The sequence below is a fragment of the Streptomyces sp. NPDC037290 genome, from assembly GCF_055603245.1.
In genome coordinates, this window is sequence record NZ_JBVJVZ010000046.1 from 1 (window position 1) to 20,706 (window position 20,706).

The following is a 20,706-nucleotide window of genomic DNA, read 5'->3' on the forward strand; positions in this document are numbered from 1 at the left end:
GCGCTACGACAAACTCGCGGTCCGCTACGAGGCGACCGTCCTCGTCGCGGCCATCAACGAGTGGCTGTGACCAGCACATTCGATACACGCCCTAGCATCACAAAGAGGTGGAGGCCGCGGTGGGGCAGGGCCTGGGGGAGCTGGCCGGCCGGGAGGTGCGTGCGGAGTTGTCCTGTACGGGGGTGGGCCCGTGCAGTGGGCGGCCCGGCGCACCGGCCACGGCCGGGATGTGCTGGCCTACACCGAGGCCAGCCCAGCCCCCGCCCACCAGCCGGAGGGGCCGGCCCAGGGTGAGCGGTTGGTGGAGCTGCGCCGCTCGGAGATGGACGCACTGCGCCTGTATGCGCACCTCGGTGAACGGCTGCATGTGTCGCCGGCCGAGGGCCTGGCCGACCGGGTGCGCACCGCGCGCCAGCTCGGCCACCTGTGGGTGCTGTACCTGAACGAGGAACAGGTCGCCTCGGTGGCCTACGCCTTCTACCTGCGCTCGATCGGCGGTTCGGTCGCCAGGCCAACCGGTTCGCTCGCGAGTACGGTGTCGCCTACCGCGCCAACCGCTCGACGGGCAGCCTGCGGTTGATCCGGCTGCCGTGAACCCGGCGCTATGGACGTGGGTGTGTGAGCAGCTGCTGGTGTGGACGCAGTGCAGAGGCGCGATCTGCTTCCGCACCGACTTCGACAAGCTGATCGTCAACGTCGAGACCAAGCTGGCGATGTCCGCGTGACGCCATGGCGTCGGCCGGCAAGTCGCTGGTCGAGCTGTTCGGTCTGGCCCGCGAGCCGAACAACGACGCCGAAAGCACCGACATGGGCCCGTTGCCCACGGACGCCGCCCTGGCCGCCGACCTCGCGCTGCCGATCGAGGAGCTGGAGCTCACGGTCCGCTCCTACAACTGCCTCAAGCGCGAGGGCATCCACCTTGGTGGCAGAGTTCTGGCCCATGCTCGATCCCTCAGACAGTCCTTCGGCACCGGCAATACGCCGACGGGGAGCGCACCTCCCTGTCGCTGCAGCAGGTTGACCCGGTCGCGCGGGCCGTTGGTGCCGTAGCGATCGAGGGCCCGTACGGCGTTGTCAACGGTGCTGAGTTCGCCGCGAAGGCCATCGGGCTTGTGCCCGGACGGGTCCGCGATTGGAATGCGGAAGTTGCTGGTGGCCGCGACGACAATGAACTACTCCGGAGCCAGTTGTCGTCTGCGGTCCGGGACGATCAGCCCGGTGCCCAGGTAGGCACCGCGATCACCGTCGTGCCCGCCGCCACGGACGGCAGGTCCGACTCGCGCCAGACATGTGCGTCTGCCTTGTTGCCAGGTGCCGGCCGGGTCGAGGCCACCACCAGGCGGGTGTCGGATCGGTGGAGTCCTGCACATTCGCCGAGAACCGGTATGCGACCGCACAGAACCCCGGGGACCGCGTGAGCCTGGGCCAGGGCAGACCCAGCCGCGCCTGGCCCCCCGTCTCGCCGACGGCGCGGCCTTGCCCGCCGGGAGCTGGCGTCGCCAACCGGGGAGCCCTTCTGGCATGTGCCGAAACGTCAGTCGCCGTGAGCTGCTGGTGCGTTGGTGGCGGATCAGCCCGACATTGTTCTGTATGACCGTGCCAGGCCGGTCCCTGCCCGGCGCACTGACGAGAACGGTGCTGCGTGGTCAGCCGCTGGTCCCGGTCTGCCAGACAGGCCGCCAGCTTGCGTCGTAGATGACGACATTGCCGTCATCCTGAATGGCAAGGTACTCACCCCGGCCCGAGGTGTTGGACTGCCAGATCGGATTCGTACCCCAGCCTGCGTAGACCACGAGGTTGCCGTCTGGCTGCCACACGGCAACACCACGACTGGTGGTGTTTGTCGCCCACGCAGCGTGGCCGTCCTTGTAGAGGACGAAGTTGCCGTCCAGCTGCATGATCAGTCTCGCCCGCCCGTTGGGCGAAACCCAGGTACCCATACCGTCGTAGGACCTGTAAAGCCACCTGTCGGGACCAGCCCCCAACCCTGCGTTGTACGTGGGACGTTGGATCACCAAGTTTCCGGCGGATTGAGCCGGTGAGGCCTTGACGACAGGGTCCCGCGATATGTCAGCCTGCGCGCTCGCCGCGCCCGAACCGGCTAACGCCAGCACCGCTGCCGCAATACACATCACTCCACGCATTCAACACTCCAAACCCTCACAGCGTGCCCGAAATGGGCCTTATATGCCTCAATATAAGCATGTGAATGCTGTGGGTGCAGTCTCGTCGCGAGATCGAGGACGCCGACCAGGCGGCCGGAGCGGACACAGAGCCAGGCGGCGCTGCCCGCCTGGACGTGGTGCTGCGCACCCTGGCCCACCAGGCAACCCAGCAAGAGGAGGCCGACGGGGTACTGCCGCCGCTGCGAGCTGCCCGGATCGGAGCCCGCGGCCTCAAGATCATCGGGGTCTCGTCCCTGTTGACGGTGCGCACGCGGGCCTTCTTCCTCTCCGTGCCCCCGCCGCCCTGTCCGGCCGGGCCTCGCGCAGTTACTACGCCAAGGAGATCACCAGGAAAGCACCGCACTCAGGAACTCCTCTGTCGCAAAACGACGAGCCGACGTGCTCTTCGCAATGCTCCGCGGCGGCACCTTCCACGGCCCTCAACTCCGTCCCCGTCGGTTGACGAAGCCAAAGGAGCACCACCCGACCAGAATCGTCCGCCTCAGCTGCTCGTTTCGTCCCTCGGGGGGACAATGTTCATCGCGCAAGAGGACGCCACAAAGCACATCAGAGAAAACGAAGCGGTGATGTCCATGCAACAACAGAGTCGGGTCGATCTCAGTCGGCGCAGTGTCCTGATAGCGGGCGCCGCCGTTGTGGCGAACACGTTACCCCGAGCTGCGCGGGCGGGGACCATGAGCGGTTGGTCCTGGAAACTGTTCACCTACGACCGTGATATCTGGCAGCGGAACTACTGGAACGCCAGGGAGGAGTTCGACTTCCGCCTCGGTGGCGGGGGCTGTGTGGCGAACATGCGTTACTGCGCCGACGCCTACCGCCCCCTCCTGTCGCCCACAAACAGGGGTGAGGAGACCGACCGTGTGATCCAGGGCGTGCTGTGGGGACTCAACGTCGCCAGCAGCGGGCCCGGAAGGCAACGGCGCTGGAACGTCAACCAGGCCGGCGATGGGAGCGGCAGGTTCAGCCGCACCGTCGCGGTCGAACGGCCCAACACCTGGACGACTGACATCTGGACGATCGCCGACAGACAATGGAACCAGGCGATGAACGCCGTCTTCGCCGGCTCGGACGCCGTTCCGCAACTCACCCGGTACACCCGCTTGGGCAACGGCGCCCTGGAGATCCGTCGGGTGCTGAGGTTGCCGAGGGTGGTCAACAACGGCGCCACCGTGCCCCACGTGACCTTCTACCTGGAGAACTGGACACCGTTCCTGCACTCCAGTGACGCCTTCGACGCAGTCGCCTTCTCACTCCATCCCGACGGCACCCCCGCCGAGTGGTACCGCGCCGGATACAATATCCCCCGCTATCAGTGGACCCCCACTGCTTCGACGTCCGGCTATGCCGTCGTCTATACAGAGCGTGCCCCACACACGGCCCCTAATGTGGCGGTCGTGTACTCCAAGAGCAACGGCCAGAGGTTCGGAACCTCGGCCCTGCTCAATAACGTGCGCAACACCATGGGCTGGGACACCGGCATCGGTGTGCTGCCGGGCATCAGCATCGTCAACAGTCAAAGCGGCAGCATCCTCGACTACACCATCCGCCTCGTCCCAAGGGCCGGGCTAAGTGCCGGGCTGGCGGCCGACCTCGCCACGCAGGCAGGCCAGCTACGGGCGCCAGCGCTCTATGGCCCTGGCTTTGCCCTCAGCGGCGAGATCGCCACCCTTGCGAACAGGCTACGCCGTTACCTCAAGTCGGCCGCAGGCACCAGGACCAACCACCTGGCCCCGCTGCTGTAGAGCTCAGGTGCCAGCCGGAATGCCACCACCTGTGGGCCTCATCGCCGATGAGCAGATCCCTCGCCGGAAGCCGGCCTTGACACGCGCTCCAGCATGCCCGGTCCCAGCGAGGGGCAGGTGGCGAAACACCGCGACTTTGTCGAAGGGCCCTACCCAGTGAGCAGTTCCTCCACGCCCGTGGTGTTGGAAGGCCGGTTGCTCAGCGCGTGGTCTACCTGGTCACCGGTGAACACGCGGACGGGCTGCCGTCGGCCACCCGTCATGACGTCGTAGCTGCTGCTCCTCGGTCGCCTCGTCGGGCCGGCGGCCCGGGCAGCCGAAGACCGCGTACGAGCAGGCGGGGGCCAGAGGTCTGGATCTTCCTGCACGGGCAGGCGCGGACGGATGTTGAGGCCCGTCCGATCAGCCCACTTCACCCGGCCAGGACAGGATGAAAGAGGTTCGATGACTTTTCATTCCGGGTGGCATATTACGTACACGAGTTGCCAATTGCATGGGCTGTTCGCGGCGCAAGGTAAGACGGGTTCCAGTCAGGAATGAATGGTTCCATATTCGGCATCACCGTCGGAATCTCAAACCCATCAAGCTGCAGCGCTGGCGGCTGGCAGGTTGGTTACGAGTTGGTCATCGGCGTCCCGAATTCCCGCATGCGCGGGTACGCTCCGTCATCTGAGGGGTGTTCCTCACGTGGTGCCCGCCTTGGCCCGTGAACAGCAGTCGGACACGAGTCTGCAAAGTTGAACACATTTCCAAACCCGATTGACGGGCTATCTGTTGACACCGGCCCGACGGCTTCTTGGCGAAGGTGCGGCGGGCCGGTGCTCCCTTCCACGGGCGGCCAACAGGGAGAACCATGGCGTTGCATGATCCCGTATCACATGAGCGAGACGCGACAGTTCCTCATGCGGTTCTGGATCACTTTCCGTGCAGCGTTGACGGACGGTCACGGACCCGCCCGGGCCGTGCGGCGGTCACGCGGCCAGCAGGACGCGGTTGCGTAGCAGGGCCAGGCCGGCCCGGCCGAACATCTGCCGCTTCAGCATCTTGATCCGGTTCACCTGCCCCTCGACCGCCCCCGAGCTGAACGGCAAGGTCAGCCCCGCCTCCACCGCCCGCAGATCACACCCGATCCCGTTCACGAACGACACCAGCTCGGGCAGGTTGCCAGCCTTCACGCTGTCGATCCAGGCCGCGAGCTTGTGACCGGCTCGCCCGTTCATCATCTCGGCGAAAGCCCGGACGTGCTCGGCGGTGGCATCGAGCTGCGGACACCGGGTCAGGATGTCCTTGAGCTGCAGAGTCTCGTCCTGGGTGAGGCTGTCGGGGTGGCGGGTGATCCAGCCGGTGACGTCCCGGACCGACGGCGGCCGACGTGCCCGGTCGGCGGGCTTGGCTCCAGCACGCAGTGGCTGGAGGTAGTCGCGGACCACCGAGTAGCCGCCCCGGAACCCCGCGGTCTTGATCTCTTCGAAGAGCTTCTTGGCACTCGTGCAGCCCTCCTGCCAGCGCTGATGCAGGTAGGGCTTGTAGTCGTCAAGGACGCTCGCGCGACCCTGCCACTTGCCCGCGCTCAGCTCCTCCGCGGTGGCGGCGCGGGCGAACTTGCGCACGGTGTTGCGGGCCAGGCCGAGCTCGCGGCTGATCTCGCGCAGGGTGAGCCCCTTGTCGATCAGGGTGTGTATCTCCTGGTGCCGGTCGCGGGTGCGGTCGGCGCAGCGGTGGGCGGCTCGTTCCGCCTTCGCGGCCTCCGTGATCTTCTCCAGTTCGGCGGCCGCAGCGGCGGAGACCGATGGGCTGGGCGGCGGTTCCGGAGTGCGTAAGTGGGTGGAGTGCCTGGTCACGCAGCGGTCCACGGCTTCGGTGAGATTGTGGAACAGGTGCCAGCGGTCTGCGACTTGCACGGCGTCCGGGGCGCCGAGGCGGGCGCCTTCGGCGTAGCCGCTGGCGCGGTCGCGGCAGATGATCTCGACTCCGGGGTGCTCGGACAGCCAGCGGGCCAGGGTCGCCGACTCCCGCTCAGGCAGCAGGTCGATCGGGCGGCGGGTCGCGACGTCGATCAGTACGGTGCCGTAGACGTGGCCCTTGCGCAGGGCGAAGGCGTCGACGCCGAGCACGCGCGGTGTCACGGTCGGCGGGTCCGGCAGGGCGTGGATCAGCCGCAGGAGGGTGGAGCGGCTGACGGCCGCGCTGAGAACGGTGGCCAGGCGGGCTCCGGCTCGTCCGGCCAGCATCAGCGCGACCATCTGCAAGACGGTGTTCAACCGCTGGCTTCGCCGCCCGTGCCGGACGGTGAGCCCGTCGATCTGCTCGACGAACGTCGCCCGGGGGCACGATGCCGCCGGGCATCGGAAGCGTCGGACCTGCAGGCCGTCCAGGTCGGCGAACAGGACGTCCTCTACCTCCACATCGCTCACGGGCCTTGATCGTTAGGCATTCGGGGGCGGCGGCGCAGGGAAGCACCGGAAGTGATCACAAGAGACTGGTGTCGTTCGTGAACGGGATCGGGTGTCTGCGGGCGGTGGAGGCGGGGCTGACCTTGCCGTTCAGCTCGGGGGCGGTCGAGGGGCAGGTGAACCGGATCAAGATGCTGAAGCGGCAGATGTTCGGCCGGGCCGGCCTGGCCCTGCTACGCAACCGCGTCCTGCTGGCCGCGTGACCGCCGCACGGCCCGGGCGGGTCCGTGACCGTCCGTCAACGCTGCACGGAAAGTGAGCCAGAACCAGGGTTTCGGCCGTCGTCGAGATGAGGTTCGCCGCGCTCGACCGGGCCTTCCTCGCGGCGCTGCTGGTACCGCTGCCGCGCAAGGTTCTGCGTCGGCTCCGGATGCTGATCCAACCCGACAGCGTACTGCGATGGCACCGCGACCTGACCAGGCAGCGGCACGCCCGCACTTCTCGACGGAAACGGCCAGGCCGCCCGCGCACCGTTCGCTCGATCAGGGCCCTGGTGCTGCGCCCGGCGCGTGAGAACCCGTCGTGGGGCTACCGCAGGGTGCACGGCGAACTCGCCACCCTCGGCATCAAGATCGCTGCCTCCACCGTCTGGGGAATCCTCAAGGAGGCCGGGATCGACCCCCGCACCCGAACGGAGCGCGAGTACCTGGGCGGACTTCCTGCGCTCGCAGGCCAAGGCGCTGCTGGCCTGCGACTTCTTCGAGGCGGTCACCCTGTCCGGGGCCCGGCTGTACGTCTTCGATCGAGCACGGCAGCCGCCGGATCCGGGTGCTGGGCGCGAGCGCACACCCGACCGCCGCCTGGGTGACGCAGGCCGTGAAGAACCTCGTCATGGACCTTGAGGACGCGGGCTGCCGGGCGCGGTTCATGATCCGGGACCGGGACGGGAAGTTCCCCGCCCTGTTCGACGCCATCCTGGCCGATGCGGGGATCGAGGCCGTGCTCAGCGGTGTCCGGATGCCCCGAATGAACGCGATCATGGAACGCTGGGTACAGACCTGCCGACGCGAGCTACTGGACCTCACCCTGATCTGGAACCAGCGCCATCTCCTCCACGCCCTGCGAGAGTTCGAACACTTCTACAACGGACACCGGCCCCATCAGGGCATCGCGAACGCCCGCCCGCTGCACTCCTTACCCACGCCGATCACAGATCTGGACGAGATGGCCCGCCTCGATGTACACAGACGAGATCGTCTGGGTGGCATCCTCCACGAATACGAACATGCTACGTGACCTGCACGGAAGCCAAATTCCGCAAGGACAGGGCCTGGTGGCCGCCCTGGGTCAAGAGGCGGTGGGCAGGCCGACGGTCGCGGTCACGCGGTCCCAGCGGATGGTCATCTCGAGTCGGTGCTCGGCAGAGGCGGCGTTTCGGTCAGTTCCGTGTACCTGCTGGCGAGGTGCGGAGGAAACCGGTATTTGTACGGCACGACGAGAGAATTGGTGCTGATGGGGGTGGGCCTGGGTGGTGCGGTCGAGACGTCCTCCGGTGCCCTGCTCCCGGCGCACGCAGCGTCGGCAGGCGGTCTCCGAATTGCGGAATCAAGGCCGGTACGGTCCCGAGCTTCGCGACATCCTCCCTGCTATCACGGGTCTCGTCCTGGTCGTGCTCGCTCCCGTGCTACTGCTGGCCTGGCTCTATCGCGTACTCGACATAGGTGGCCTGAGTGTGGGCCCCTTTGTTGGGCATTTGCGCACAGCACCCACCAGCCGCCGCTACGCTACGTGCCGTTGTCGCTTCTGGCGGTGAGGGAGTGGAGCGGGGCTTCACTATGTGCCCGGGGGGTAAGCGTTGGGGCAGCCGAGAATTTCCTTTGAAGCCGCATGTGGCCTGAGCAGCGATGACCAGGGCAAGGTCAAGGACGCGCTGCTGAACGTGGCGGTCAGCGATGACACTGATGCTTCGGAAGTGCAGTGCCGGGAGCAGGGCCGGTGGCCTGCGGATGTGAAGTCGGTATCGGTGCACGGCCGGCTGCCGGGGGGGGGACGTGGTGGAGCACACATGCTGACGATCAGTGTGGCCCGCAAAGACCGTCCGGCCACTTTGCAGGTGGCCAAGCTAATGCCGTACGAGGAGGCCGTCAAGGAGTGGGCCGCCTACCGGGACCTGCGGGCGATGGATGACTCTCCTTTGTATGTGCCGATCGCTGCGGTGAGCCGGGCTGTTCTGGAAGCGCGGGGCCGGGAGGCGCCGTGGAGCGTCGTGGTGTACCGGCACGTCCGGGCGTGCAATCACGTATCAGGCGGCCTGGAGTCACTGGAGGATGTCGTCGTCGATGCGGTGACCTCTGGCGAACGGCTGGAGCAGTGCATTCAGACGCTAGCTCGGGTGCTGGACTCGGTGTCGCGGCATTTGTACAGCGCGGCTCGGTGTGAGGAAGCGGACCTGGAGACAGAGAACCGGCGCCTTGGTGTCGATCTCCATCTCAAGGTCGACAAGGTCAAGGCAGTGGCGCTGCCATGCGCCTGGTGGATGGCAATCCCGGGCCTCAGGACGTTTTCCCTCAGCCGTCGTCCTCGCAGGTTCTACGCAGTGCAACCTGTCCTCCCGGTTCGGGCCCATCGCTGCAGGTGGGAGATCAGGCTGAGATCACTCTGGATCACGTCAGTGTGGACGGCGAGTCGGTGTGTGGGCAGTACCGTTTCACGCGGGTGCGTGTGGAATTGACCGGGGAGGCCGCCCAGCCGCGGCGAGCAGAACACGCAGAGCCAGAGTGAGGAACTGGCCCGGCTGCGGGCGGAGAACAACCGGCTGCGCAAGGCGGAGAAGGAGTGGGAGCCCGAGCGGGAGATCCTGCGCCGGGCGGCAGCCTATTTCGCCAAGGAGATGAAGTGAGAACCCGCCGCTGGGACTTCGTCTCCGCCCACGCCAAGGCCTTTGGCGTCCAGCGGATATGCCGTGTCCTTCAGGTATCCCGCTCCGGGTACTACCGATGGCTTGTCGGCGCGAAGGCCCGTGAAGAGCGGCAGGCCGCCGAGGACGACCTTGTCGCGGAGATCCGCGAGATACACACCGAGCACAAGGGAGCCTATGGGGTCCGGCGCGTCCACGCCGAACTGCGGGGCCTGGGGCGCACCGTCAACCGCAAGCGCATCGAGCGACTGATGCGGCGGCACGGCATCGAGGGCCGGCACCTGCGCCGCCGCAAGCGCACCACCGCCCCGGACCGGCTCGCGCCGCCCGCCCCGGACCTCGTCCGACGCCAGTTCACCGCCGCCCGGCTGGATGAGAAGTGGTGCGGCGACATCACATACGTGTAGGTCGGCGGGACGTGGCTGTATCTCGCCTGCGTCATCGACATCTGCCCACGCCGGGTGATCGGCTACTCGATGGCCACCCACATGCGCGCCGAACTGGTCATTGACGCTCTGAGGATGGCGGTCGCGACCCGCGGCGGCAACGTCACCGGAGTGATCTTCCCCGCGGACAGGGGCAGTCAGTACACGTCGGCGGCGTTCGCGCAGGTCTGTTACGGTTTCGGGATCCGCCGGAACATGGGCAGGGTCGGCTCGAGCTACGACTGTCAGTCTCTTGGCACCGGATCCCGCAAGGATTCGGTAGCCCCGGCCGTGACGGTCTGACTCTTGCTACGGCCGCCCCTGAGGGTGTCCTGGCGTTGATCTGTCGACCGTCCGGCCGGGCACGCAGCAAGCGCTGCCGCCGACCGGACGTGACCTGATAAGAGCCTGGAGCCACCTCGTCAAAAGCGTCCCCGTAACAGTCCTGTCCGTCCGACCGGCGACAGCGTGCACCTCACGCTACCGGCCGGAAGGAACGCGGTGAACACCAGCGAGCAGCACATGTCCGGGCACGTCGTGATCGGAACTGTGGCCGAGCGCCCTGCGCTCCCGGACCCGGAGATGTACACCCGCGCCTACACCGCCTCTTTCGCGAAGGCCCGCCGTGAGAGCCGAAAGACCGTGAACAGGAACCGGAAGCTGCGTATCCCGCAGCGCCCTCTGTCGATCGGTGTCGCGGTACTGCTCGTGACGATGACCATCGGGGGGGTGCGGACGGTGGCCGGACTGCCGATCACCGCCACATGGGTGGGCTACCTCGCGCTCAACGACGTGCGCCTCTCGGTGGCCTACGACAACCCCGGCTGGCGGCAGAGGCACCGCGTCCTCAACCGGTTGATCCCCCGTCACCCGCTCGACTGACGGAAACCGCCCAGCGCCTCCAGGATCGCGAGTCCATGGGACACGCTGAGCGGCCGCAGCCGACCCCCTGCCTGCTGACCAGAACAAAGACGGAGGAAGCGCTCATGTCGTCATTTTCCATCCACGGCCTGCTGTGCGGGGCGACTGATCGATCGTCTACCTGTTCCGTCCGATCCTGCCCGCCCGGCAGGCGGAGGATGACCGACCCTCCCGCACACGCGTGCGCTCCCCGACGGCTGCTTTCGATACCCCGCATCCACCGGGCTGAAAGGCCCTGAACGCGGACTGCGGCCCCAGGCTTTGCAGAGCCCGAGACCGCAGCCACTACATGCACCGCCCAAGCGGTACACGGAGAACCTTTCGACGCTCGCCGGGTGATCTGCCAGGACCGGCCCGACGGGCATCCTCCCTAGTTCTCAGTTAGGACACCCTAATCATGCCCTCTCCTTCTCCCATGCCGCAGCAAAACGCCGATTATGCCTTCCCCACCCTCCTGATTCAGGCCAGCCGCACGGCCAGCGAAGGCTTTAACAGCACCTTCACCTGGGCCGCGCTCATCACGCTCGCCGGCATCCTCCTCACCGCCGTCGCCACCTTCGTCTACCGCCGGCTCGACAACACAGCCAAGCCCCTGGAGAAGGAGTCCGCCGTCCTCGGCAAGGTGGCCGTCGAGCTGGACAAGCTCACCGGCAAGACCGCAACCAAGGACGACATGAAGGAGCTGAAGGAACTGCTCAGCCTCGTCAAACAGGCCGAACGCCGCTTCCCAGACATCCCCTTCGGCACCGTCGTCGCCACCATCGAGGCGTACGAGAAGACCGCGATCACCCAGGAGTGCGCCAAGAAACTCACCAAGATCCTCACCAACACGAAGTACGTCGACGAAGCCCTCAAGCTCTCCCACGCATCGCATCTGCGGACCAGATCGAGGGCCGGCGTGAACTGTGGCAGTCCGCCCACCACGGTATGACACCGTAAGGCACGCCCCCGATTCGTCGATTTGCCGCCCTCACACAGCCGCAGACGCCACCCCATCTGCACTGCTTCCCTTCGGTCGCCGATGAGTTTCGGTGTGCCAGACGGTCCAAGTCGGCACACCGAACAAAGGGAGAACCCGATGGACAAGAGGCGCTTGCAACCGATGACTCACATCGCCCGTCGCATGTTCGAGCTCCTGGAGCCGATCTGCCTGGTCACCTACCTCGCCGACGAGTGCAACGAGGAACTGGCCGCACTCGGCCACCGCACCTACTGGGACGGCTACTTCGCCAGCCGCGCCGCACCATTGGGACGGGTGCCGGCTCAAGTCGTGCACGCAGCCTTCTACAACTTCGCCGACGGGGAAGCCGCACGGCACATCCCCAGCGCCTGGGAGACGCTCCCGCCCGAGGCCTCCGTCGCCGCGCGGGAGCGAGGCAGCGCGGCCTCCCTGCGGCGCATCCTCGGCGACGAACTGGCCGACTCCCCGGGCCTGGTGCGCGCAGCAGACCTGACCACCAAGGCCGCGACGAGCGCCCCCACCGAAGGCCGGGTGATGTACGCCGGCATGCGCACCATTGAGGTACCCAACGACCCCGTCGCCCGGCTGTGGCATTCCGCGACCATGCTGCGCGAGCACCGCGGCGACGGGCACATCGCCGCTCTCGTCGGCGCGCGCATCGGCGGCACGGAAGCCCACGTGCTCTCCGCTCTGGCACAGGGCATCCACCCCCCAGAGTCGTTCGGACGCATCCATCACCTGCCGAAAGAGCGCCTGGCGGCGGTCATGGACGGCATGCGCGAACGCGGATTCATCGACACCGACGGCCATTTCACCGACTCCGGCCGCGCGACCAAACAGCGCATCGAATCCCTCACCGACGAACTCGCCACCCCGCCCTACGACGCCTTGTCCCCCGCCGAACTCGACGAACTGATCACCGAGCTCGAACCCATCACCGCGGCCCTGGTGGCCACAGGCTCGCAGTGACACGCAGAAATCGCTACAGATCTTCATGATCAGAAAAGGCACAGGACTCCGACGACCCCTGCGGCGGACGCGGGTGTCAACGCGGCATCGGGCCGTACGACGGATTACGCGGCTCAGCGCGGCCACGAGGTCGAGCACAGCGGCCGGCTGCTCGGGTTCCAGCGCCTGCGGCAGCGGCACGTCCCCATCGCGGGCAGCGGCACCTCGGTCCGGTACGACGCGATGGTGCCCACCCCGTCGGGAGCGTCGACAGCGGCGTGGGCGGCTGCTCGGGCTTCGGCCGGCTCCTTGGTGAGCAGCTCCAGGTTCGGCTTCGGGCGCAGCAGGGCGATGACGGTCTCGTTGACGGCCATCGGATGTGGGCTTGTCGGTGTGCCGGTAGCTCAGGTGGGGAGCGGCGATGCGCTGGATCTGGTCGGCTGTGGCCCCCTTCAAAACTCCGAGCACGCGCAGCACATCTCCGCGCAGATCGTTCGTCGACCCTACCGGGTTCGTCTTCCGCTTCCCCACCATCAGTCCAGCTCCCTCGTGGCTCGCGCGCGGCCACCGACCGGGCGCCAGCCCCGCCCGGCCGCAGAGGGCATCCGGCCCCCGGACCCGATGATCTCCTCCACCACCGACATCACACAGAAGTTCAGGAGGAGAGAAGAGGGTGGTGACGAGGCGGCGGGCGGCTGCATCTGCGTGGTGAGCTGCGGTTTCTCTGTCCTGCTCGGTGTCGGGCATCAAAGTGGGTCCCCAAGTGGCATCCCGAGTGCGTGCCGTAGGAGGTCGGGGTGGCTTGCCCGGTGCTGGTCGGGCCTGTGACCGGGTCGGGCTTGCCGGTCGCCTGCCGGTGGTCGGTGCGTGGTCATCGCGGTGGCTCCTTCCTTTCGAACCGCCCCTTCGGTGGGCGGTGATCGAGGGAGCAGCGTGCACGGGACCCCCTTGTCCGCGGTCTGACGGCCGCCGGTAGCGAGCGTGGTCAACAACGGGGCGGTGGTCGGGGGGCGACCTGGACAAGGGGCCATGGTCGGGCTCGCGGTCGGGCCGACCATGGTGGACAAGGGGACCGGGTTTGGCGCTTGCAGCCCGATTCATCCCCTCCGGGAGGGAGAGTTCTCCGTCCTCTGTCCACAGGCCGATGTCCGGACCCTGATCGGACGTCGCCGTGATCGGCACGGAGACCGTACGTCAGGAGCTGCCCCTGTCCCCCATCGTGCCCTCGCTTCCCCCGCACTTGGTCCAGCTCGGCTTCGACTACGTCCTGACGGTGGAGAGTGGAGACGACGTCCAGGCCGCGCGGCTCGGGCCCGAGGTAGAGCAGTTGCCGGAGCTGCTGCCGAGCGGTCAGCGTAAACACGACAAGTAGTCCCGACCCGATCAAGCTGCTCCGGCATACGGGGAGGCGGACGGCGGCCGACCTCCGCCACGAAGAGGCACGCGCCGCAGATGATCCCGCGCGGCAGACCGGTTGACGCATGGCCTTCTGCTCGATCACCGGAAGGCTCAAGCAGATCCGGTCCACCTGACGGTGACCCCCGTCGGCTCCGATCTGCTGCACCCCTCAGACGACCTGAGGCCCGTACTGCCATGTGGCGCGCGTCCGGTGCCCAGGTCGTGAATGGAAACTCTCCTTCCCCTGCCGCGCAGGCCTCACCCGCCGGGACCGGCCATTCGACCGCCGTGCTATGCAGTGATCACCGTGCGGTGGTCGCTCCACCGGCCTCCACGACCGCCCGCCAGCGGCTCATGAGGGTCGAGCAGCAACCACTCACGGTTTGTCAGATCTACCGGACCCATCCCTCAGCCAACAAGGACATCGCCCAGGACTCTGCCGCCTTTTCCCAGTACCGTGCTGTGCAAGACAGCCCACACCACGGCCTACGCCGCCGTCGGCCACTTCTACACGAGCCGACTCAACAGCCCCCGCCAGCCGGCCTGGAAGAGCGGCCAGGCACTCGGCATCACCCTCCCCGTCTGCATCGGCGATCACACGATCAGTCCGAGGGCGCTCCCCCATGCCCGTGCTGCGCACAATCACCCGCTACGGCCACTCCGCCGACCGCACCTTGGGCAGCCACTACATACCTCGCATGCGCGGCCTGGAGACGGCCGGCAGCCACCCCACTCGCCCAGAACTCATGTCGTTCGCCCTCAAGGCCTGGGCCGACCTGCAGAATCCCGAGACGTGCGTGGTCCGTTTTGAACACGACCACTACTTAAAAATGTGGGCCTGACCGAGCCGACAATCGAAGCCGACTTCCTCTTCCTCGACGAGGCCCAGGACACCGACCCCGCCCTGGAAGAAGTTTTCGCCGCCCAGCGCGAACCATACCCAGCTCGTCATGCTCGGAGACTCCCGCTCAGGCCATCTACGGCTGGCGCGGCGCCCGGGACGTGACGACCGGCTTCGACGCCACCCCGCCCCCCTGTCCCGTTCCTTCCACTTCGGCCCCCTGCACCGCCATGGACGTCTTCGCCCGACTGCGCGGGCACCCCCACCCGGACCGCAGAGCTTCTGGACCGCCAGGTGGCCCTGCCACGCTGGCAGCGTGGACCCATTACCGGGACACCGACGAGGTCACCTGGCACCTTCCCGTACTGGCCCTCTTCGCGGTACAGCCCCGAGGGCACCGCGCGCGGCGACACCGTCCATCGGCCCACCTGACGTGAACGGGACACATCAACGAGGAAATCCGCTCACCCTCTTGATCATTAACCTCGCTGCTGTTTCAGGCGGACGTGTTCGGTGAGGGTTTCGATTCGTTTCACGGTCTTCCCAGGCTCGTGACGGGGAGCTGGCCTGCGGTTCTTCGAGCCGGGTGGGCGTCCGAGGCCGGGCTTGGAGGGTCTGGGCACGTCGGCGGGACGGGCGGTCTTCACGCGGAGGTGGCGGAACCCCCGGCGGACCCGAGCAGGGGTGAGCCGACGCGACTCGGCGGGCCGTTCCCGGGGGCGGCAGAGGTCCTCCGCAAGGGGCCAGGCGAGGCGGAGTTGGGTGTGGGCGGCGATGATCAGCCAGGTCCAGAGGTCGGCCGTGTGCGGATCGCGGACCTTGGGGACGGTCCAGCCCAGGGTCTGCTTGAACAGCCGGAAGGTATGTTCAAGATCGAATCTGCGGAGGAACGCCTGCCAGCGGACATCGACGTCCTGGCCGGTCATGCCGGTGCGCGAGGACCACAGGCACACCGGCTTGGGGTCAACGGTCGCCGGGCAGGTGGTCAACCTTCAGCCGGAGCAACGTGCCGTGGATCAAAGGGAGTTCACCACAGTGGTCGAGCCAGGGGCCACGGGCCTGCAATCGGGGGTGCATCCGGTCCCCAGGCGAGGCTTCGGCCGTGCCGCGATTGGAATCGGTGACACGGTCGTGATCATCGACCGGATGTATCACCAGTCTCCGGCGCTGCGCCATAAGGAGATCCTGGCCGCATGGAACGAGGCGTCCTGGTGATCGGAGCGGCGAGCATCGGCGCTGCGGGCAGCCGAGCTGGCGCCGTTCGGGATGCTCGGGTCGGCCGTGTCCGTACCGCATACGCCCGTGGGTAGATCGACCGCGATGACGAGGTGGCGGTCGGGCAGGCGCCAGACGGGAGTTCGGCGCGCTGACCTGGCCGGTGGTCAACCCCTGGCACGTCTTGGAGCTGGTCCAATCGGCGGGGATACATGACGACGCGTGGGCCGCCGGCCTGCTGGTGGCACTGCGCGCGGTCTACTACCCGCAATGCACATGGGCCGCGGTTCGGGCGGTCAGGGCGAGACGGCGTTCGCGGACTGGCTGGCCAAGCAGATCGAGCTGGACCACCCGGCCCGTCTACCAGCAGACTTTCCACCCCGCCTTCCCGTCGAGGTGGACGGCCTACCTGGAACACCGCTCGCAGCGCCCGGCTGATGGAAGCCTTGGGCTGCCGCTGAGGGCCCGGTCGGCCCAGATCACCGGCGGCCTGCCCGCCCGTCGGGTGTTCCACTCGACGGTGGACCTGCGCGACGAGGCAGTGATGGCGCTGCTACTGGCCGGCGAGACCTGCGTGGACCGCGTGGCGGTCGTGTGCTACGCCGACGCACTCACCGCGGTCCGGCGTAGCCGCCCTGGCTTCTCGACTGCGGCGGTGCTCGACGAGTTCGCTCGTCAGATGCTGCTGGCGGTGTGGCGGTGCCCTGAGCACCTGCTCGATGAAGAGTCCTCTATTTCGGGGCCTGGTCTGCGGGGCGCAGGCGGTAGACGCGGACAAGCGGCTGGTACCCGGGTACCTGGCCGAGACCGAGCGATCGGAGGTGGCCGGTGCCCGCTGACGAGTTGGTTCCGCTGCCGGGCACGATGCGAGCCCGGCCCCCTGAGGAGACGCGGCAGACGCTCGCGGGCGCGTTGCCGTCGTACGGCATCACCCGCGTCGCCCGGCTGACTTATCTGGACTCCATCGGACTGCCAGTCTGGACAACCGTCCGGCCGACATCCATGACCCTGAGCACGGACCAGGGCAGGGCGCCACCGCTCTGCGGCCAAGCTGGCGGCTGTGATGGAGGCTATCGAGCTGTGGCACGTCGAGCAGCCGCTGCGGATCGCTGCGCGTGGCTCGGCCGTGGAGATCGCCCCTGGCTATCCCGTCTCCGCGCTGCCGCTCACCGTTCCGTGCCCCGAGGACACTCTTGCCCGGATGGTGTGGGAGTGGACCACGGGCACCTCCCTCCTGACCGCAGAGAAGGTGATGGTGGCAGTCGACGTCGTCCGTTGCCGGGCGCAGCGGCCGGAGTGGAGTCCGGATCTGCTGCGTGCCACCAGCACCGACCTGGCGTGCGGGAACACCCGTGACGAGGCATTGCTGCACGCGCTGCGAGGGGGTCGCCGATCGTCAGGTCGGCGGCCCCTGAGGATCAGTGGCGGTCAGCCGACGTCGTCAACGATCCGCCGAGGTGTTTTGCGAAGCGGGATCACGTCGGGTCCCCCGGGCATCGCGGGCCGGGCCGCTTCTGGGGTGGCCAGCAGGGCGACGCTGGTGACCGGTTGCTGGCGGTGCGGGCGTGCGGGTCGCGGTCGGTTCCATCGGTTCTCGTCCGGCGGGGCGGCGTAAACCGGCCCGGACGGAAGGTTTGGGCGGAGGCGGAAGTTCGGACGGGGCGGCGGCGGTGTCTCGTTGAGCCGGATGGCCCGCTGTTCGTCGCGGTCACGTTCGCGTTGTCGTTCTGCTTCGCGTCGGCAGCCGGGAGAGCAATAGACCTGCCGGAGCCGAGGGGTGCCCTCGCAGGCCGGGCAGATGTGAGGCTGGGGCGCGACTGATGGCCTGCGGTGGAAGGCGGATTTGCAGGGGGGTGAGCAGTAGATCTGCCGCGGATGTGGGATTAACTAGCCCTGGTAAGCAGGGAAGTTGGCGGACTCTGGGCCAGTGAGGGCGGGCGGGGGTGTGGTCAGGAGACACGGCGTTCACATCGCGCACTGCGTGTGGATGTTCTTCCGCACCCGTCCACATGACGGCGCCGCCGGTGCTGCCCCATCAGCCCGGCGGCTTGCGTAACTGTTCAGTCCCGAGCCCCCTTTCATCCTGACGGGAGGAGGGCTCGTAGGTGTGCGGTCGCATGGAGCAGCTCGATTGGATCTTGGACTTCATGTGATCGAAGCTGGTGATGGTAGCGCCTCGGAATGTGGGCCTCATGCCCTGGTCCCCCAGCCGGGCGAAAGACGGTCTTCTTTCGAGGGGCACCGTCATAAAACCGGCGGACGGTCAGTCCTTCTTTACGTCTGACCTTTTCGCGCGGGCGGAGCAATCAGAGCCCTCCCTGCATTCCCGTTTACAGGAAGAAGGAAGCACATGCGTCGACAGTCCGGTCGATTAATCGCTGCGGTACTCATAGCCTGCGGCATGGCGGGACAGGGGGGTATGTCGCAAGCCGCATGGGCAAAGGCCCCTTCACCCAGATCGTTCGCGGTGCCAGCGCGCCCCCTCCAGATGATGGCCAAGGCCCACAAACGGGTGGCTGCCCCGACGGCCGGCAAGGACGCTGCAAACGTCCGGGACTTCGGAGCCGCCGGTAACGGCAAGGCGAATGACACGGTAGCCTTCCAGAAGGCGATCGCCGAGTCGACTGCCAAGAAGATCCCGGTCTATGTCCCCCAGGGCACGTACAAGATCACGGACACCCTTACACTGACGAAACAGCTGATGGCCGGAGAGAACCACGCCAGCTACACCTCTGACTACGCGACTCTTCCCACCATCATGGCGACCAATCCCTCCCGCAGCGCCATCCGCCTCAAGGACGGCGGCGCGGTGAGCGGCCTGAACTTCGACTATGTACAGAACGAGTCCTCGGCCACACCGAAGCAGTACGCCACGACTATCCTCCTCGACGGTGCGGGAACCCGCGTGAGCAACCTGCGGATAGCACACGCCTGGAAGGGAATCGAGTCGGTCGCCGACAACACGGGACGCGCAGTAATCCAGGACGTGTTCATCGCGGCGGTCGGCAAACTGGGTATGCGTATCGACACCGGGTACGATGTCACGACGATCGCGAATGTGGAAGTCTGGACGCCGCCCAACATGTACAAGGGTGCGTTCTGGCACAAGGGCGGCATCGGCATCGAGCTGAACCACCTCGATGCATTCCACATGAGCGGCGCATTCATCTTTGGCGCTGATACCGGTGTGCTCCTCCAAGGGACGAAGAAAGGAAATGCCTGGGGGACGATCGACGGACTCACCACCGACTTCTGCAATATCGGTATCCGGAGCGTCGACAAGACTCTCGTCACCCTTACCAACTCAACGAACCAGAGCTTCGTTCACGCTCTCGAGATCGACGGAGCGATGAGCCAGATCAACGTGTCAGGTGGTCACTTCCGTTCCAACATCTCCTACGGCGTCTATGTTCACGGTGGGTATTACGTGACGATCTCGAGCTCCGAAATCCAACGAACCGACCCAGGTGGCGCCGGGCCCGCCCTCGAAGTCGACGGTGGCGCCAAGGTGACCATCACAGGGAACGACATTTCAGGCTCCACGGCAGGTGCCCAACTCGACGGTAAAGGCGTGATCATTTTCTCAAACAACCTGGTGGCAGCAAACACTCACGCCGGTGCTTTCCAATACCACGCCACCAACCCATTCAACAAGCTCGTCGGAAACGTCATCTATCCTTGATGGCCGCCAGCTGGCATCCCCTGCCACTCCCGGGCGAGTTATGGTGCGCTCACCCGGGTGTTGTCAGATATCTCATCGTGTTTCGTGTCAAGCGGATGCAGGTTCGGGTTGGGCGTGGTGGGCCCGGGCGGTGGCTTCGTCGTAGTGCGTGCGGGTCTTGAGGCAGCCGTGGAGGATGCCGACGAGGCGGTTGCCGAGCTGGCGCAGGGCGGGGTTGTAGTCGAGGTCGCGGGCGCGTTGCCGGTCGTCGTAGCGGCGTGCGCCGGGTGAGTTCTGGAGTGCGCAGAAGGCTTGTCGCTGGAGGGCGTCGGCGAGGCGGTTGTTGCGCACGAAGCGGGCCTGGACGGTCCGCACCTTGCCCGAGGCGCGGGTGATGGGGCTGGTGCCGGCGTAGTTCTTCCGTGCCTTCGCGGAGGCGTAGCGGGTGGGGTCGTCTCCGAACTCGGCGAGCACCCGGGCGCCGGTGATCTCCGCGATGCCGGGCATCGACAGGTGGATCTCAGCGTCCGGGTGCGCGAGAAAATGGGTCTTCACCTGCGCTTCCATCGCCTCGATCTGCTCGTTCAACGCGATCGGTATTCGCGCGTGCGCGGTCACCGTGGACGCGTAGGCCGCGGTCACCGGCTCCGGCAGCACGAGCTGCCGCTCGCGCAGCGCGGTCTGGATCGTGTTTGCCTTCGCGTCCCGGTGATGGCGTCGGTGACGGGCCAGCACCGTCGTGATCTGTGTGCGGGTCAGCTTCGCGCCGGTCTGTGGCGTTGGTGCCTTGATCAGCAGTTCCAGCGCGTCGGTACTGGTCAGGGTCAGGTCGGCGTAGGCGGCCAGGGCAGCGGGGTAGTACTCGCGCAGTGCGGAGCGCATGCGCTGGAAGGTGCGGGTGCGTTCCCAGATCAGGCTCTGGTGGGCGCGGGCGACGACCTTGACGGCCTGGGCCTGGTTGCTGTCGCCTGCGACCGGACGGAGTTGGGCGTGGTCGATGCGGAGATGGTGTCCCTCGTCGTGGTGTTGGGGATCAGCGGCTGGGAGTGCGCGGGCGTCTGCCCGGGGCGCACTTCCACGGGTGAGTGCCGCTCCCTG

The 20,706-nt window shown here is 67.0% G+C and carries 15 protein-coding genes and 7 pseudogenes; 15 read left to right on the forward strand and 7 right to left on the reverse strand.

Annotated elements, in window-relative coordinates; translation table 11 throughout:
• The first annotated feature begins 190 nt into the window (after positions 1-190).
• The gene (locus ACZ7HQ_RS42890) at positions 191-580 is read left to right on the forward strand and encodes a hypothetical protein (protein WP_471002414.1); all 390 of its coding nucleotides are present in this window, start codon (positions 191-193) and stop codon (positions 578-580) included.
• Between the two features lie 85 nt (positions 581-665).
• Positions 666-951: pseudogene (locus ACZ7HQ_RS42895) on the forward strand (DNA-directed RNA polymerase subunit alpha C-terminal domain-containing protein); the annotation flags it as partial.
• Between the two features lie 227 nt (positions 952-1,178).
• Here ACZ7HQ_RS42895 and ACZ7HQ_RS42900 read toward each other — a convergent pair.
• Both ACZ7HQ_RS42900 and ACZ7HQ_RS42905 read right to left on the reverse strand, forming a co-directional pair.
• Positions 1,179-1,386 (reverse strand): annotated as a pseudogene (locus ACZ7HQ_RS42900) (IS5/IS1182 family transposase); the annotation flags it as partial.
• A gap of 260 nt (positions 1,387-1,646) precedes the next feature.
• Positions 1,647-1,898: a hypothetical protein gene (locus ACZ7HQ_RS42905; RefSeq protein WP_471002417.1), complete on the reverse strand. Its 252-nt coding sequence runs from the start codon at positions 1,896-1,898 to the stop codon at positions 1,647-1,649.
• A gap of 800 nt (positions 1,899-2,698) precedes the next feature.
• Here ACZ7HQ_RS42905 and ACZ7HQ_RS42910 point away from each other — a divergent pair.
• Positions 2,699-3,928, forward strand: a complete 1,230-nt coding sequence (locus ACZ7HQ_RS42910; RefSeq protein ID WP_471002420.1) for a hypothetical protein — start codon at positions 2,699-2,701, stop codon at positions 3,926-3,928.
• A 971-nt stretch (positions 3,929-4,899) separates the two neighbouring features.
• Here ACZ7HQ_RS42910 and ACZ7HQ_RS42915 read toward each other — a convergent pair.
• Positions 4,900-6,342, reverse strand: coding sequence for an ISL3 family transposase (locus ACZ7HQ_RS42915; RefSeq protein WP_471002423.1), 1,443 nt, complete (start codon positions 6,340-6,342; stop codon positions 4,900-4,902).
• A gap of 68 nt (positions 6,343-6,410) precedes the next feature.
• Between ACZ7HQ_RS42915 and ACZ7HQ_RS42920 the strand changes: the two genes are divergently transcribed.
• From ACZ7HQ_RS42920 to ACZ7HQ_RS42950, 7 genes and pseudogenes are all read left to right on the forward strand, one after another.
• Positions 6,411-6,584, forward strand: coding sequence for a hypothetical protein (locus ACZ7HQ_RS42920; protein ID WP_471002457.1), 174 nt, complete (start codon positions 6,411-6,413; stop codon positions 6,582-6,584).
• Between the two features lie 86 nt (positions 6,585-6,670).
• A pseudogene (locus ACZ7HQ_RS42925) lies at positions 6,671-7,617 on the forward strand (integrase core domain-containing protein).
• Positions 7,618-8,176: 559 nt separating this feature from the next.
• A complete protein-coding gene (locus ACZ7HQ_RS42930) occupies positions 8,177-9,052 on the forward strand; it encodes a hypothetical protein (RefSeq protein WP_471002426.1) in 876 nt (291 codons plus the stop codon).
• Positions 9,053-9,091: 39 nt separating this feature from the next.
• A pseudogene (locus ACZ7HQ_RS42935) lies at positions 9,092-9,906 on the forward strand (IS3 family transposase); the annotation flags it as partial.
• A 258-nt stretch (positions 9,907-10,164) separates the two neighbouring features.
• A complete protein-coding gene (locus ACZ7HQ_RS42940) occupies positions 10,165-10,545 on the forward strand; it encodes a hypothetical protein (protein ID WP_471002429.1) in 381 nt (126 codons plus the stop codon).
• Between the two features lie 454 nt (positions 10,546-10,999).
• A complete protein-coding gene (locus tag ACZ7HQ_RS42945) occupies positions 11,000-11,515 on the forward strand; it encodes a hypothetical protein (protein WP_471002434.1) in 516 nt (171 codons plus the stop codon).
• A 192-nt stretch (positions 11,516-11,707) separates the two neighbouring features.
• A complete protein-coding gene (locus ACZ7HQ_RS42950; RefSeq protein ID WP_471002437.1) occupies positions 11,708-12,514 on the forward strand; it encodes an SCO6745 family protein in 807 nt (268 codons plus the stop codon).
• Positions 12,515-12,627: 113 nt separating this feature from the next.
• Here ACZ7HQ_RS42950 and ACZ7HQ_RS42955 read toward each other — a convergent pair whose 3' ends face one another.
• On the reverse strand, positions 12,628-12,867 hold the full coding sequence (locus ACZ7HQ_RS42955) for a hypothetical protein (protein WP_471002440.1): 240 nt from the start codon (positions 12,865-12,867) through the stop codon (positions 12,628-12,630).
• Between the two features lie 797 nt (positions 12,868-13,664).
• Between ACZ7HQ_RS42955 and ACZ7HQ_RS42960 the strand changes: the two genes are divergently transcribed.
• Positions 13,665-13,865, forward strand: a complete 201-nt coding sequence (locus tag ACZ7HQ_RS42960; protein ID WP_471002443.1) for a hypothetical protein — start codon at positions 13,665-13,667, stop codon at positions 13,863-13,865.
• Positions 13,866-14,191: 326 nt separating this feature from the next.
• Here ACZ7HQ_RS42960 and ACZ7HQ_RS42965 read toward each other — a convergent pair.
• Positions 14,192-14,296 (reverse strand): annotated as a pseudogene (locus ACZ7HQ_RS42965) (transposase); the annotation flags it as partial.
• A gap of 9 nt (positions 14,297-14,305) precedes the next feature.
• Between ACZ7HQ_RS42965 and ACZ7HQ_RS42970 the strand changes: the two are divergent.
• Positions 14,306-14,955: pseudogene (locus tag ACZ7HQ_RS42970) on the forward strand (UvrD-helicase domain-containing protein); the annotation flags it as partial.
• Between the two features lie 256 nt (positions 14,956-15,211).
• On the opposite strand, the pseudogene ACZ7HQ_RS42975 reads toward ACZ7HQ_RS42970, so the two are convergent.
• Positions 15,212-15,857 (reverse strand): annotated as a pseudogene (locus ACZ7HQ_RS42975) (NF041680 family putative transposase); the annotation flags it as partial.
• A gap of 360 nt (positions 15,858-16,217) precedes the next feature.
• Between ACZ7HQ_RS42975 and ACZ7HQ_RS42980 the strand changes: the two are divergent.
• The 3 genes from ACZ7HQ_RS42980 to ACZ7HQ_RS42990 all read left to right on the forward strand — a co-directional run bounded on the left by ACZ7HQ_RS42980 (position 16,218) and on the right by ACZ7HQ_RS42990 (position 19,629).
• Positions 16,218-16,385 (forward strand): hypothetical protein, encoded by a 168-nt coding sequence (locus ACZ7HQ_RS42980; protein ID WP_471002445.1) that lies wholly within the window; start codon positions 16,218-16,220, stop codon positions 16,383-16,385.
• A gap of 625 nt (positions 16,386-17,010) precedes the next feature.
• A complete protein-coding gene (locus ACZ7HQ_RS42985; protein ID WP_471002454.1) occupies positions 17,011-17,562 on the forward strand; it encodes a YcaO-like family protein in 552 nt (183 codons plus the stop codon).
• 735 nt (positions 17,563-18,297) lie between these two features.
• Complete coding sequence (locus ACZ7HQ_RS42990; RefSeq protein WP_471002448.1) at positions 18,298-19,629, forward strand: right-handed parallel beta-helix repeat-containing protein; 1,332 nt, start codon at positions 18,298-18,300, stop codon at positions 19,627-19,629.
• Positions 19,630-19,716: 87 nt separating this feature from the next.
• On the opposite strand, the gene ACZ7HQ_RS42995 is transcribed toward ACZ7HQ_RS42990, so the two are convergent.
• Positions 19,717-20,706 (reverse strand): transposase (locus ACZ7HQ_RS42995; RefSeq protein WP_471002451.1); only part of this gene is annotated, 990 nt, incomplete at its 5' end.